This is a genomic window from Xenorhabdus sp. PB62.4, from assembly GCF_014467285.1.
Classification (GTDB): domain Bacteria; phylum Pseudomonadota; class Gammaproteobacteria; order Enterobacterales; family Enterobacteriaceae; genus Xenorhabdus.
In genome coordinates this window covers 99,183-113,905 of sequence record NZ_NKHR01000006.1, presented here as the reverse complement: position 1 = coordinate 113,905, position 14,723 = coordinate 99,183, and the positions used below count along the sequence as shown (strand labels likewise).

The 14,723-nt window shown below is 42.4% G+C and carries 12 protein-coding genes and 1 pseudogene; 5 read left to right on the top strand and 8 right to left on the bottom strand.

All coding sequences use genetic code 11. The annotated features are described in order from the left end of the window. Nucleotides 1–14: 14 nt before the first annotated feature. From Xenpb_RS07735 to galE, 3 genes and pseudogenes are all read right to left on the bottom strand, one after another. Nucleotides 15–743: an O-methyltransferase gene (locus Xenpb_RS07735; RefSeq protein WP_255523073.1), complete on the bottom strand. Its 729-nt coding sequence runs from the start codon at nt 741–743 to the stop codon at nt 15–17. Between the two features lie 115 nt (nt 744–858). Continuing rightward, a pseudogene (locus Xenpb_RS19925) lies at nt 859–948 on the bottom strand (hypothetical protein); the annotation flags it as partial. 77 nt (nt 949–1,025) lie between these two features. Further along, a complete protein-coding gene (gene galE, locus Xenpb_RS07730) occupies nt 1,026–2,045 on the bottom strand; it encodes a UDP-glucose 4-epimerase GalE (RefSeq protein ID WP_187653791.1) in 1,020 nt (339 codons plus the stop codon). Between the two features lie 148 nt (nt 2,046–2,193). Between galE and Xenpb_RS07725 the strand changes: the two genes are divergently transcribed. Further along, nucleotides 2,194–2,937, top strand: a complete 744-nt coding sequence (locus tag Xenpb_RS07725; protein ID WP_255523071.1) for a 4'-phosphopantetheinyl transferase — start codon at nt 2,194–2,196, stop codon at nt 2,935–2,937. Nucleotides 2,938–3,038: 101 nt separating this feature from the next. Here Xenpb_RS07725 and speB read toward each other — a convergent pair whose 3' ends face one another. The 3 genes from speB to speA all read right to left on the bottom strand — a co-directional run bounded on the left by speB (nt 3,039) and on the right by speA (nt 6,944). Then, entirely contained in the window at nt 3,039–3,965 is a 927-nt protein-coding gene (gene speB, locus Xenpb_RS07720; protein WP_187653790.1) for an agmatinase, read from the bottom strand. A gap of 509 nt (nt 3,966–4,474) precedes the next feature. Further along, entirely contained in the window at nt 4,475–4,882 is a 408-nt protein-coding gene (locus Xenpb_RS07715) for a hypothetical protein (protein ID WP_187653789.1), read from the bottom strand. A 157-nt stretch (nt 4,883–5,039) separates the two neighbouring features. Continuing rightward, nucleotides 5,040–6,944: a biosynthetic arginine decarboxylase gene (speA, locus tag Xenpb_RS07710; RefSeq protein WP_187653788.1), complete on the bottom strand. Its 1,905-nt coding sequence runs from the start codon at nt 6,942–6,944 to the stop codon at nt 5,040–5,042. Between the two features lie 659 nt (nt 6,945–7,603). Here speA and metK point away from each other — a divergent pair. Both metK and Xenpb_RS07700 read left to right on the top strand, forming a co-directional pair. Next, nucleotides 7,604–8,758: a methionine adenosyltransferase gene (metK, locus tag Xenpb_RS07705; protein ID WP_187653787.1), complete on the top strand. Its 1,155-nt coding sequence runs from the start codon at nt 7,604–7,606 to the stop codon at nt 8,756–8,758. A 103-nt stretch (nt 8,759–8,861) separates the two neighbouring features. Further along, nucleotides 8,862–9,368: a SprT family zinc-dependent metalloprotease gene (locus Xenpb_RS07700; RefSeq protein ID WP_187653786.1), complete on the top strand. Its 507-nt coding sequence runs from the start codon at nt 8,862–8,864 to the stop codon at nt 9,366–9,368. Nucleotides 9,369–9,447: 79 nt separating this feature from the next. Here Xenpb_RS07700 and Xenpb_RS07695 read toward each other — a convergent pair whose 3' ends face one another. Beyond that, nucleotides 9,448–9,795 (bottom strand): DUF6694 family lipoprotein, encoded by a 348-nt coding sequence (locus Xenpb_RS07695; RefSeq protein WP_187653785.1) that lies wholly within the window; start codon nt 9,793–9,795, stop codon nt 9,448–9,450. 266 nt (nt 9,796–10,061) lie between these two features. Between Xenpb_RS07695 and Xenpb_RS07690 the strand changes: the two genes are divergently transcribed. Together Xenpb_RS07690 and Xenpb_RS07685 are read left to right on the top strand one after the other, a co-directional pair. Then, the gene (locus tag Xenpb_RS07690; RefSeq protein ID WP_187653872.1) at nt 10,062–11,198 is read left to right on the top strand and encodes an ABC transporter substrate-binding protein; all 1,137 of its coding nucleotides are present in this window, start codon (nt 10,062–10,064) and stop codon (nt 11,196–11,198) included. Between the two features lie 423 nt (nt 11,199–11,621). Next, nucleotides 11,622–13,106: an aldehyde dehydrogenase family protein gene (locus tag Xenpb_RS07685; RefSeq protein ID WP_187653784.1), complete on the top strand. Its 1,485-nt coding sequence runs from the start codon at nt 11,622–11,624 to the stop codon at nt 13,104–13,106. A gap of 49 nt (nt 13,107–13,155) precedes the next feature. Here Xenpb_RS07685 and Xenpb_RS07680 read toward each other — a convergent pair whose 3' ends face one another. Further along, nucleotides 13,156–14,541 carry a DASS family sodium-coupled anion symporter gene (locus tag Xenpb_RS07680; RefSeq protein WP_187653783.1) on the bottom strand — a complete coding sequence of 462 codons (1,386 nt, stop codon included), beginning with the start codon at nt 14,539–14,541 and terminating at the stop codon, nt 13,156–13,158. Nucleotides 14,542–14,723: the final 182 nt, after the last annotated feature.

Genomic DNA, 14,723 nt, shown 5'->3' with positions numbered 1-14,723 from the left:
CATAATTTAAAAATTTATTGGATAAGCCCTTTTTCCGTATTTACCCGTTCATTTACCCGTAATAATGCAAATCCATCCCAACCTTTGTCCCCTACAGTCTGTAAGGCAGTTACAGTGACATCGGATCGGTTAATCATGCTATCCAGTGCCTGACGCACTCCCTCAACAAGCTCACTACGCTGCTCATGCAAAATCTCACCTTCACGGATCACGTTATCCATGATGATAACGCTTCCCGGATGGCTTAGTTTGATTGCCCAATCGAGATATAACAAACTGCTCTGCTTATCAGCATCAATAAAAATCAAATCAAAGGAGGCTTCTGTATCTAGTTTCTGCAAAGTGTCAGCGGCATCTCCCACAATAACGTTGATCTTATGGTCAAGCTGCGCACGTTCGATATTGTGCTGAGCCACTGCGGCGACTCTGGGATCTTTTTCCAGTGTGATTAGCAGGCCGTCATCGGGTAATGCCTTTGCCATACATTGAGTACTATATCCCCCTAACGTACCAATTTCGAGAATACGTTTTGCGCCACTTATTTGCACCATCATCAGCAAAAATTGCCCTTGCAGCGCAGAAACATCAATGGCTGGCAACCCTTGGCTGGCATTGTATTCAAGTGTCTGTTCAAGATGTGGAGATGGGGGTAACAGCGTTTTCTTAAGGTAATTATCAACGTCTGTCCATTGTTGGTGTAGCATTTGTTGATATAGCGTTGCTTGTTGCAGATCAGAACTCATAGTCATACTCCTTTTTGATAGTCGCTTTTAAACCTGTTTTAGCTTTTCGTATTGCTGTTCGATCGCTTTTTTTACGCTTTCTACTAAATCAGGCGCGATCAATGCTACGACACAGCCGCCCGGCCCTGTGTGGTGAGACAATAATCCATTTCCCCGTCAACGGGTTATATCGCCTATGTGGACAATCAACGGGATTGAACTGCATCTTTGGCATCATTGGATTTTCTTTATCTTCACCACACCACCGGGAGCCAGAGTTTTTTGTTATTTCACACTTTTTTGTTATTTCACACTATAACCATTGGGATTTTGGGATTGCCAGCGCCACGCATCTGCGGTCATTTCCACGATGGTGCGATTTGCTTTCCAACCCAACTCACGCCCGGCTTTTTCTGGGCTTGACCAACACTCAGCAATATCACCCGGACGACGAGGACAGATTTCATAAGGAACTGGTTTGCCACACGCATTGCTGAAAGCTTCTACCATTTCCAGTACGCTCGTGCCTTTTCCTGTTCCCAGATTGTAGATATGCAAGCCTGATTTCTTGCCAACAGCATTGAGTGCAGCAACATGTCCGTCAGCCAAATCCATCACATGAATATAATCACGCACTCCTGTACCGTCAGAAGTCAGATAATCATTTCCATAAACAGACAGTTTTTCCCGACGGCCTACCGCAACCTGAGCAATATAAGGCATTAAGTTGTTCGGAATACCTTGGGGATCTTCTCCCATCGTACCTGACGGATGAGCACCAACCGGATTGAAATAACGCAATAACACCACAGACCAATCATTTTCTGCATGATGAAGATCAGACAAGCAGCGCTCCACCATATACTTGCTGGTGCCATAAGGATTCGTCGTATTTCCTACAGCAGATTGTTCAGTAATCGGTACGATATCAGGATCGCCATATACCGTTGCGGATGAACTGAAAATAATGCTTTTTACGCCCGCTTTGTGCATGCTACGCACCAGTACCAGCGTTCCATTGACATTGTTGTCATAATATTCGATAGGTTTAGCGACAGATTCACCAACAGCTTTCAATCCGGCAAAGTGAATAACCGACTGAATTTGATGGCGGGCGAAAATAGCATCAAGAAATGATTCATCACGAATATCCCCTTCATAAAACAGGGGCTGAACACCAGTCAATGCCTCAATTCGCGCCAGCACTTCACGATTGGCATTGCACAGATTATCAATGATGATCGGCGTCATGCCTGCTTCAAGCATTTGAACACAAGTATGGCTACCGATATATCCCATTCCACCTGTCACTAATATTTCCACATTAACCTCTTTTTTTAAAAATGATAACAAGGCAGAGTATAAAAAGAGTCAGCGTATTAGTGAACTAAAACTAGAATATGGCAAAATCAAGCCATAACCATTTTCGAATGATCCACTATCTGATAATTACAGTTAACAATAAAAAACCATGATGAAAAAAATCACTTTTACCCCTGCCCAAGCTATTACCATAAATGATAGTTTTTTCAAAGAAATACAAACAGGAATACTGCCAGAACATCCTGATATTCAAATCATGCAAACCTATTTTGATCAGGCCTGCTATCGGGATACCTTATTTGATAAATATGGCATTACCTATCCGGCCAGATTACAGAATGCAGTTAATAAACGGCGGGCGGAATATCTGGCAGCCCGCTACTGTACCCAACAAGTTTTAAATAACTTGGGTTACCCTGATTTTCAGGTCACCAATGCCCAAGACCGCTCCCCAATCTGGCCTGACAATATTTGTGGCTCCATCTCTCACTCAACCAACTGTGCTATTGCGTTTGCCGCTCATTGTCATCAATACCGGATAATCGGCGTGGATATCGAGCAAGAGATTAAATCAGACATCGTCGAAAGCGTTTCATCCAGCATCATCAATAACAACGAAGTGATACTACTGAAGGAATGCGCATTGCCTTTTGAACAGGCATTCACCCTTACGTTCTCTATCAAAGAGAGCCTTTTTAAAGCACTTTATCCCCATGTAAAACGCTTTTTTGATTTCCATGCGGCTGAAATTACATCCATTAATTGTAATGACCACTCTGTCAGCATCCAACTGCTGCAAACATTATCTGATGAGTATCAAGCTGGCTCGCAATTTAATGGAAATTTTGCTCTCATGCCCCGACAACAAGTGCTGACATATATAGTAAGTTAAATTTAATCACAAAATTAAATAATAAAAATAAAGGCCCACATGCAAAGTGAGCCTTCAAAAACAGTTTACAATAGATACAAATAATCTATTGGCTCAATACACTAAACCTTTTTCTTAGAAGCCTGCAAGTACAGCAGCTCCAATCCAATGGTAGCAGCAGCCAGCGCCGTAATTTCGGATTGATCATAAGCCGGTGCGACTTCCACCACATCCATGCCAACGATATTCAGCGGCTGCAAGCCACGCACTATTTTCAATGCGCGATCTGATGTCAACCCACCAATCACCGGCGTTCCTGTTCCCGGAGCAAAGGCCGGATCAAGGCAATCAATATCGAATGTCAGATAAATTGGCAGATCACCAACCACTGCTTTGATCTGTTCAACAACTTCATCAACACCGCGATCATTAACCTGACCAGCATCCAGCACCGTGAAACCGTTATTAGTATCATGTTCAGTACGAATACCGATTTGTACTGAATGATGAGGATCTATCAGCCCTTCATTGGGTGCATGGTAAAACATCGTACCATGATCAAATTTGCTGCCATTTGGATAAGTATCCGTATGAGCATCAAAATGGATCAGCGCCATTTTGCCGAAGTGTTTCGCATGGGCACGCAACAGTGGCAAAGTGACAAAATGATCACCACCGAAAGACAGCATACGTTTACCCGATGCCAGCACCTTTTCAGCATGTGCCTGCAACTTATCACTCATATCCTGGGCATCACCGAAGTTAAATACCAGATCCCCGCAATCCACCACATTCAGGCGCTTACGTAAGTTAAAGTTCCACGGCCAACGGCTGCTTTCCCACGCCAGATTAGTCGATACCTGACGAATGGCAGCCGGCCCGTGGCGGCTACCCGCGCGTCCCGATGTTGCCATATCAAAAGGAATACCGGTAATCACCCATTCCGCATCACTGGAATAGGGTTGAAAGTTCAACGGAAAACGCAGGAAGCCAAAGGCATTTGAAACCAAAGAATTATCAATTTGGTTTCCTAAGGAGCTAATACTCATGATATATCCTCAAAAGTCCCATACCAGCTTATTATCAGTACCCAATATTGACAATATTCAATGGCGGGTAATAACGAGCGGCACGGAGGCTTATTTACGCCAGAAGATTAATCTTCCAAATACGCTATCATTTTAAATTCAAATAAAACAAAATGTTAGCAATCAATCCAAAACGAAAGAAACAAATGCGCACTTTTCACGTACAAACAAGAAAAATTCCCAAAACATCTTCCGCTTAACGACTAATCATATAGTATTAGACATGTTTTCTGCTTGCCACAACTTTGAGAAGTTCATCCCACAAAATATCAAACAGGCATTTAAGGTACTTGCGAAGATGGCTACCAATTCCAGGATAAAAAACAAGTTACAAACTCCCCCAAACACGGTGACAGACGGTTACCTTAAGCATACGAGAGGAGTTAAAGAAAGAATATTAATGCGGGAGATAAAGGATATCTTTGGCAGAATCCAACTTAATGATTTAAGATGCTATCTCTTTACCATTATCAAAGGTAAATCAATGGAAGTTTTCTGAAGAGCATCTGGCTTTTAATCCAATATTTTTCCTGACATATATTATAGAAATTTTTTTCGCGAGGAGTAATTGTCAATCCGTTACTATCTAATATCTTATAACTCATCCATTTCTCCTGGCATAATTGTTCAATATATTCGTTATCCAGTTTTTCGGATTCTTCCAGATAAAGCACTCTTACTCCGTTATCAAATGTATAAATAATTTCTTTATCTTCAATGGTAGAAGTTTCATCTGTTAAAAAATTAACTGTTTCATTTTCTGAAATGATTTTAACAGCCGAGGATAACGATTTTATAGCCAATATATAAGTTAATAAAGATTGAGCCATTTTATCCTCTATTTTTATACGATTGCGAATAAAGTGATTATTCCACACAGAACTCTCCGGTATCTATATCTATGCTACGATTTTTAAACTCACCTTCAACATACCATAAGGTTCTCCATCAGGAGAAAAAAATAGCCATTCAAAATCATTACATAAAACACATGATTAAGAATGACTATTCATAAGGATCAATGACTAATCAAAATTACTCATCTTCCAAATAAGTGTAACCATACAGGCCACTTTCAAACTCTTGCAGGAATTGCTCCTGCAAATTTTCATCCAGATCGGCCGATTTCACCTGATCACGGAAGTGGGTCAACAGTACCTGCGGCTCCAGTTTGACATATTGGAGCATATTGGCGACAGAATCACCTTCTTCGCTCTGCCGATAAGTCACCGTACCATTCTCTGCAACATAAACATCAATAGCTGCTGTATCGCCAAACAGATTATGCATGTTACCCAGAATTTCCTGATACGCCCCAACCATAAAGAAACCAATCAATGGTGGATTTTCTGGATCGTAAGCGGGCATTGGCATTGTTGTTGCCACACCATCGCCGTCAACATAATGATCAATCGTACCGTCAGAGTCACAGGTAATATCCAGCAGAACAGCACGACGATCCAGTGGCTTATCTAATCCTTCAATTGGCAGGACAGGAAATAACTGATCAATTCCCCATGCGTCCGGCATCGACTGGAACAACGAGAAATTCACATAGAATTTATCTGCCATGCGTTCTTGCAATTCATCAATGATCGGACGATGAGCACGGTTGCTTGGATCAAGATCCTGCTGAATGTGGCGGCAAATATTTAAATACAGTTCTTCTGCCCATGCCCGATCCGACAAACTCAACATACCGTGGGCATATTGGGTATGAACTTCGTGCAGGTCAAACTGGCTGTCATGCAGCCACTCACGCAGGGAACGACGGCTACCGTCAGACTGCATTTCCAACCATGTTTCCCACAGGCTGGTCAGAGGACGTGTGGCATCTTCGGCTGGCGGCGTTGTTTCGGTAAACTCATTATGTTCTACCCCAATAACATTAGAGACCAAAACCGTATGGTGGGCAGTCAATGCGCGACCGGATTCCGTAATAACGGTTGGATGAGGCAAGCCATGTTCTTCACATGCGTCACCAATTCCCCAAATAACGTTATTCGCGTATTCATTCAGGCCGTAGTTAACGGAACATTCTGACTGAGAGCGTGTGCCTTCATAATCAACGCCCAAACCACCGCCAACGTCAAAGCACTGAATATTGACACCCAGTTTAGACAGTTCGACGTAAAAACGGGCAGATTCACGTACACCAGTTGCCACATCACGGATATTTGCCAATTGGGAACCTAAATGGAAATGCAGTAGTTGTAAACTGTCCAACCGGCCTGCTGAACGCAGGGTTTCAACCAATTGCAATACCTGTGACGCCGCCAAACCAAATTTGGATTTTTCACCGCCGCTGGCCTGCCATTTACCTGAACCTTGAGACGCCAAACGCGCCCGAACGCCCAAGCGGGGGATCACATTGAGATGTTTAGCTTCTTCCAGCACCATCTCAATCTCAGACATCTTCTCGATAACCAGATACACTTTGTGTCCCAGCTTTTCACCGATCAACGCCAAACGAATATATTCGCGATCCTTATAACCATTACAGACAATTACAGTACCTGTCATACCAGCATGAGCTAATACTGCCATTAATTCCGCTTTAGAGCCTGCCTCCAATCCAACAGGTTCATCAGCGTTTGCCAGTGTTTCAATAACACGGCGATGCTGATTGACCTTGATCGGATACACCAGAAAATAATCCCCTTTATAACCGTAAGATTCACGCGCACGTCTGAACGCTGCATTAATGGAACGCAGACGATGTTGCAAAATCTGGGGAAAACAAAACAACGCCGGTAAGCGTAGCTGTTTTTTTTCTTCCTGAACTTTTTTCACCAAATCGGCAAGCTCAATCTGAGCTTCCGGCAAATCAGGGTTTGGACAAACACTAACATTGCCCAGATCATTGACATAGTAATAACTGCCGCCCCAGTATGCGATGTTATAGGTCTGTCGCATTTTGCGAGCGATATTATCATTCATGGCAGTCTCCTTACATGGAGTCGAGGTTTGCCTTCACCTGTAAAGTCAATCACCCAAGACACTATTTTATCGTGCGTATCTTGCGCATTAAAAAATGTCAGGGAACAGCATGCTCTAAGATTATAGGAACGTTTAGAAGAAACTAAACAATATACTTACTGTGTGACTACATGATGCCAACTCGATATTGCCTGCTTGCTTATATACTGCGGGTAACATCGAAATGAATTCATATCTGAAAGGAAGAAACAAGATGTGGATACATCAATGGCACAATGTGGCTGTTGGCCGTTAATAATCAGCAGATAATGGTTCATAACCCCATTCACCCCACATGGCTCACCTATCGCAAGCCGTTTCTCAATTGAGAAGCAGGACACCTGTACATCTCCTGCAAAGCCTGTAACTTCAAGTGCAAATAATGACTTATGCTACGCGCGCAGTTTATACCTTCAATCCAATAAAATTGCAAAATGAAATTGATTTAAATGGGGCTAACAAACCCATAGTTTTTAGTAATGGAAACTAAAATGTCACACCATTAAAGATATTTAAAATTAAAAAGACTGGTAACCTTAGCAAGAGTAACTTAAAATAGCCATCTAGATGGTAAAACATCTACCCTTAAACCAAGATTATATTTAAGGTAATAAAATATAATGACAACACATCTTTTTACTTCTGAATCTGTTTCAGAAGGACATCCAGACAAAATTGCCGATCAAATTTCCGACGCCGTCCTTGATGCAATCTTAGAACAAGATCCTAAAGCGCGTGTTGCCTGCGAAACTTATGTTAAAACTGGCATGGTCATGGTGGGTGGCGAAATCACTACCAGTGCTTGGGTTGATATCGAAGAAATTACTCGCCGTACAGTACGTGAAATTGGCTATACCAGCTCAGATATGGGTTTTGATGCCAGCTCATGCGCCGTTATCAGTGCAATTGGTAAACAATCTCCTGATATCAATCAGGGTGTTGATCGCGCAGATCCTCTGGAGCAAGGTGCAGGTGATCAGGGCTTGATGTTTGGCTATGCGACCAATGAAACCGATGTTTTCATGCCGGCACCTATCACTTATGCACACCGTTTGGTTGAGCGTCAGGCTGAAGTTCGTAAAAATGGCACCCTGCCATGGCTACGCCCTGATGCGAAAAGTCAGGTCACATTCCAGTACGATAACGGCAAAATCGTCGGTATTGATGCCGTTGTGCTTTCTACCCAGCATGCCGAAAATATCGATCAAAAAGTGCTGCAAGAAGCCGTGATGGATGAAATTATCAAGCCTGTACTGCCAACTGAATGGCTGACTCCAATGACCAAATATTTCATCAATCCAACGGGTCGTTTCGTGATTGGCGGGCCAATGGGTGACTGTGGTCTGACTGGCCGTAAGATCATCGTAGACACCTACGGTGGTATGGCTCGTCATGGTGGCGGTGCATTCTCAGGTAAAGATCCATCCAAAGTTGACCGTTCTGCTGCCTATGCAGCACGTTATGTTGCCAAAAATATTGTTGCAGCCGGTCTGGCTGATCGCTGTGAGATCCAGGTGTCCTATGCTATCGGTGTTGCAGAACCAACATCCATCATGGTAGAAACATTCGGAACAGAGAAAGTGCCAACTGCAACGTTGACTCAGTTAGTACGTGAATTCTTTGATTTGCGCCCTTACGGTTTGATTAAGATGCTGGATCTTCTGCACCCGATCTATCGTGATACTGCGGCATACGGTCATTTTGGTCGTGAACAATTCCCGTGGGAAGCAACAGATAAAGCAGAAATTCTGCGTTCAGCAGCAGGACTGAAATAATTCTTTGCTAATCGACAAAACCCGCAAATGTTCTGCGGGTTTTTTTATAACCAGTCAGCCAGTTACAATCAATTTTATATCAAAAATACAGTATGTAACCGTGATGAAATCCGTCAGAGTTCCTCTTTTCTTACAGCAAGCTGTTATGCGTACCATGAGACAAAAGCTGGCACTGGCAAGTGATTTTCTGCAAAAGTCTTTTCCTGAACCCTGCGTAACCTATCGGCAGAGAGGCACAATCGCAGGCAGCGCCCGATTGCAAGATTGGGAAATCCGCCTGAATCCAGTTTTGTTGATAGAAAATCAGCAAGCATTTATTGATCAAGTGATCCCTCATGAACTAGCCCACTTATTGGCTTATCATCAGTTTGGCAAAGTCGTTCCACACGGAAAAGAGTGGCGTTTCCTTATGGAAACCGTGCTTAAAGTTCCGGCTAACCGGACACATCAATTTTCAGTCAATTCTGTTCGCAGTAAAATGTTCACTTACACTTGTCACTGCCAGCAACATGAGCTGACAATAAGACAACACAACAAAGTCCTTAAAGGAAAGAGTTGCTACGTTTGTCGGCAATGTGGAGAAAAATTAATATTATTGAAACCAACATAAACAACAAGATGCCCCCGCAATCAGAGCACCTTATTAAGCAATCTTGCGCAATATCACCATAGGTGGGCTACGAATATCGTTATCTACTGTTCACACCATGCGCTTTAATTTTTTCTGCTTCTTCAATAACCTGATCTGCCGTTTTCCCATTAAGGGATTGATAAAATCGCTGTTCTAACTTTTGGATATCTCCATATTTGATATTCCCATTCTTGTTATCCTTGAACAAATCATCAAAGTCGATATTATTTATCATGGTAATATTTAATGAATCATCAAATTGTAATTTTTTATCTTCTGGTAAAGTATCTCTGATTTTCTCAATGGATATTTTTGCCGCTATTTCGTTTGTTCCATCAATTTTGAGTTGATTATCACACCCCACCAATGCAACACCCAATAAACAAATTGCCAACAATTTTTTCATGCTCAACCCCGCCTATTACCGATAGGGTAATAATAGCAGATGGTGAACAAGTAAGTCGTTCTAATAAAAATTTTTATTATTAAATCAGGGATATTCATAATTTCCTTATTGATTACCTTGCTGAATTAACGATAAATAAATTCCAATCAGTTAGTATCCAGACGCTGTTTTTATGTTATATCAATGGGCTGTCTTTATTAACTTTTCATCATTGGCATCAAAAATTGGCATCAAAATGAAGATGAATTATGACAAAAGGAGAAAAAATGCCTTCTATTCATAACGTTATAAAATATTTCCTATCTGCATTATTCATATCATTACCGTTATATGCTCAGGCAGAAAAAATTACAGTCAAAGATGTTGCCGGTCGCACAGTCACAGTCAATGCGCCTGTTGAACGAGCCATGCTGGCTGATAGCCGGGTACTTATTGCCCTAAATATTTTACATCCCTCAGAGCCACTTAAAGGCATTGTTGCGTGGGATAATGCACTGGAGAAAAAAGCGCCTGACCTTGCCACTGCCTACGAAAAGAAATTTCCTCAATTAAGGAACATTCCGGTCTTTCCTAACCCTTACACCAGTGATTTCAGTGTCGAAAAAGCCATGACTTATTCGCCCGATCTGGTTATTTTTGATATTGGCCTGAAACCCAAACTGGATAGCAGCAACACCATTAACTTATTAGAAAAAATGGGCATCCCTGTTATTTTCATCGATTTTCGCCAAAATCCCTTGTCTAATACAGTCCCCAGTATGAAACTACTAGGAAAAGTTTTTAAGCAGGAAGAGAATGCCAATAAATTCATTCAGTTTTACGAAAATCGCTTATCTATGATTAATGAGCGCATTGCGGCATTACCTCCAGAACAGCTCCCTAGCATTTTTATTGAGCGTCATGCCGGTATGTTAGGTGCTGAAGATTGCTGCAATACTTTTGCCACCAATAATTTCGGGGAGTTTGTTGCTGCCGCGGGTGGTGATAATATGGGCAGTAAATGGTTTTCAGGTATGGGTGGAAAAATTAATGAGGAGCAATTGCTGACCAGCAATCCCGATTATTACCTGATGACCGTAGCAGATTGGGATACAGTACACTCAAACAGCCAATCAGTTCCGTTGGGCTATACAGGAGATCTGGCAACATCAGAGAAACGTTTCCAAAAATTGCTCTCGCGCCCCAAGCTGAAAGTTTTGAAATCGTATCGCGAAAAACGCGTCATGGCAATTTATCATCAATATTATGATACTCCATTTAATATTATCGCCGTAGAAGCCATTGCAAAATGGTTACACCCTAATCTCTTCAAAGATATCGATCCTCACGCGGATAATATTTATGTGCATAAAACGTTCACAGCACTTGATGGCAGTGGCGTTTTCTGGATAACAGCAAAATAATTTTCTTCCAATTCAGAAAATAAATATAAATAATCCTCCCTCAACAAATCATGCTAAAAGCCATCAAATAATCAGATGGCTTTTGTCTCTGTTCATCCAAGAAAAACAAATTATCATTTCATAGAGAAATTAATTAGAAAAACCAGATAATTATAATTGTTCATTTAAATAAACCGGATAATTAACAATTGAAACCGTAATTTCAATTTAGTATCAGAAAGATATTTAGGAGGATTTATTAAATCAGGCCACTTTTTTACTGACTTATCGTTTTAACAAGGAATTAAATTTTATATCTCTCATTTATTGACACGATCGTTTTATATTTCAATACAATTTTGTTAAAAAATTAAGAGTTAATCCTATAATAACTTAAAAACTTATGTCCTAGCATACCAAAAACCAAAGTACCCGGAGAAGATAATGAAAAAATTACATGATATTGCCAAAGAACTGTTACCCGCTAAATCTTATAAGATGTTGATTAACGGAGAATGGATCGATAGTGTTTCAAAAAATACGCTAAAAAGTTATAACCCGGCAACCGGTGAATTACTCACAGAATATGCTGCGGGTAACGCCGAAGATGTCGAGCTTGCCGTCAAAGCTGCCCAAAAAGCCCTGCCAGCATGGCGTAAGACCTCTGCCGCAGAAAGACAATCCATGTTGTTGAAAATCGCTGACTTACTGGAAGCGGAAGCGGAGCGTTTTATTACTCTTGAAACATTAGATGGTGGTAAGACTCAGGCGCTATGCCGTAATTTTGATATTCCTTTCTCCGTTGATCATTTCCGCTATTTTGCCGGTGTTATCCGTGCTCATTCTGATACCAGTGACGTTATCGATAACGAGACACTGAGCTTAGTGATCAGAGAACCTATTGGCGTAGTCGGGCAGATTATTCCATGGAATTTCCCGTTATTAATGGCGGCTTGGAAACTCGCTCCGGCCCTTGCAGCCGGTAATACTATTGTTATCAACCCTGCCAGCCTGACCCCAATAACGCTACTTGAGCTAGGGCGCATAATGAATCAAGTTCTGCCAGCGGGCGTTGTCAATATCGTCACGGGGCGTGGTTCAATCGTCGGCCAGGCTATCCTCGACCATGAAGACATTGACAAAGTAGCCTTTACCGGATCAACAGAAGTCGGTTACAACGTTGCCGCAGCAGCGGCGAAAAGACTTGTTCCAGCAACACTGGAATTAGGTGGTAAATCTGCCAATATCATCTTCCCTGATGCCAATATGAAAAAAGCAGTCAAACATGCTGCCTACGCAATTTTGTTGAATCAGGGGCAAGCCTGTGAATCCGGTGCCCGCCTGTTCCTGCATAAAGATATTCACGATGAGTTTTTAAAGTCGCTGAAAATGGTCTTTGAATCAGTCAAAGTAGGCGATCCGATGCTGGCAGAAACCGAGATGGGCAGCCAGGTCAGTGAAGAGCAGATGAATACCATTTTGGGTTACATCGATCTTGCGAAACAGGAAGGGGCAACCGTTCTGACTGGCGGAAAGCGTATGACAGGTGAAGGATATGATAACGGATTCTTCATCCACCCCACTATTCTCACCAATGTCACCAATAAGATGCGGGTTGCTCAGGAAGAAATTTTCGGGCCAGTGCTGTGTGTCATTCCATTCAGTAATGAAGAAGAGGTCATTGAAATGGCCAATGATTCCGAATATGGTTTGGCAGGTGCCGTATGGACTCAGGACATTAACCGTGCCCTTCGCGTCGCCAAAGCGGTCAAGACAGGTCGTATGTGGATTAATACCTATCACGAACTGCCTGCTCATGCACCTTTCGGCGGCTATAAGAAATCAGGGCTTGGGCGTGAAACCCATAAGATGATGTTGGATGCTTACACCGAAGTGAAAAACATCTATATCAGTACCAAAGAAGACTAAAAACAATCGCCACCCTTGCAGGTGGCGATTCTCATGATTTATTTAATCATTACAGCCAGAAGAACCAGGCAATCGCAGAAATAATGGCAATACATGCCACGTTCAGCACCATACCGACTCTGACCATTTCTATCTGTTTGATATAGCCGGAGCCATAAACAATCGCGTTAGGTGGTGTTGCTACAGGCAGCATAAATGCACAAGATGCTCCGATACCAATGATCATGGTCAAAACCATGACCGGCATTCCCAACGCTTCTGCAATTGTGGCAAAAATAGGCACAAGCAGCGCTGCACTCGCGGTGTTACTTGTAAATTCTGTCAGGAAGATAATAAACGTTGCAACTGCGATGATAATGACAAACCAGGGGCTTGTGCCAAAAGTCGCCGCCATACCATTCGCCATCACTTCACTGGCACCGGAATTTTTCATGACCGCACTCAGAGTCAGACCACCACCGAACAGCATCAATACGCCCCATTCAGTGTTGTTTTGAATCTGTGACCACGTTGATACGCCAGAGATACCAATCAGGATAGCGGCGCTCACCGCAATAATGGTATCCAGATCTTTTACACCTCCGAGTGCATCACTGATCAATGAACTGAAAATCCAGCACACGACGGTTAACAGGAAAATGCTCATGGCAATAACACGTTTGCCATTCCATTCCAACTGTTCCAATTCCAGATCAAATTTGTGGTTCAGATTTGGACGCAGCATGAAGTACATCAACCCGACCATGACAGGCATTAGGATGATCACCATCGGCACGCCATATTTCATCCATGTGATGAAATCCATGCCCAATTGCGCTGCTGCGATGGCATTTGGCGGGCTTCCTACTAACGTTCCCAAACCACCAATACTGGCGCTATATGCCACGCCTAACAGGACGAATACAAAAGTATTACGCTCAGAGCGTACATCCAGATTAGCCAGAATACCGAGAACCAATGGCAGCATCATTGCGGCAGTCGCTGTATTGCTGATCCACATGGAAAGTAATGCAGTAATGCCAAATATCAGCAATACCGCCACAGATAAGCGCCCACGGGCAATCATCAACAGGCGGTTAGCAATCAATCTGTCCAGACCCTGGATATGTAACGCGGTTGCCAGTGCAAAGCCACCGAAGAACAAAAAGATAATCGGGTTTGCAAAAGATTCCAGTGCATCACCGGTATTCATCAATCCCATTCCTACAGCCAGAATCGGAATACACAGTGCAGTAATCGTGACGTGAATGGCTTCGGTCAGCCATAACACACCAACAAAAGCCATTAGTGCCAAGCCTGCATTTGCTTTTTCTCCATAAGGCAAAAACTTAAGCAGCGCTATAAGCAAGATGATATCCAGCGCAAAAATAATTAAGCCTCTTTTATTTGAGGGGGTAGGCCCAATCGCTGGGGTTAAAGATTCAGAAGCGTCCATGAAGACTCCATAAAACAATGATACATGACTCTGTAATGTAAAAAGAATAATTGATGAATCATTGCCACAAATGTTAAAGAATTACATTACATGTGAAATAATAAGGAGTATCAGCAAGGAAGAAAATACGAGTTGTATGATTTTGGGATCTATTACGCGGGATTTGACTAATTACTGAGTAA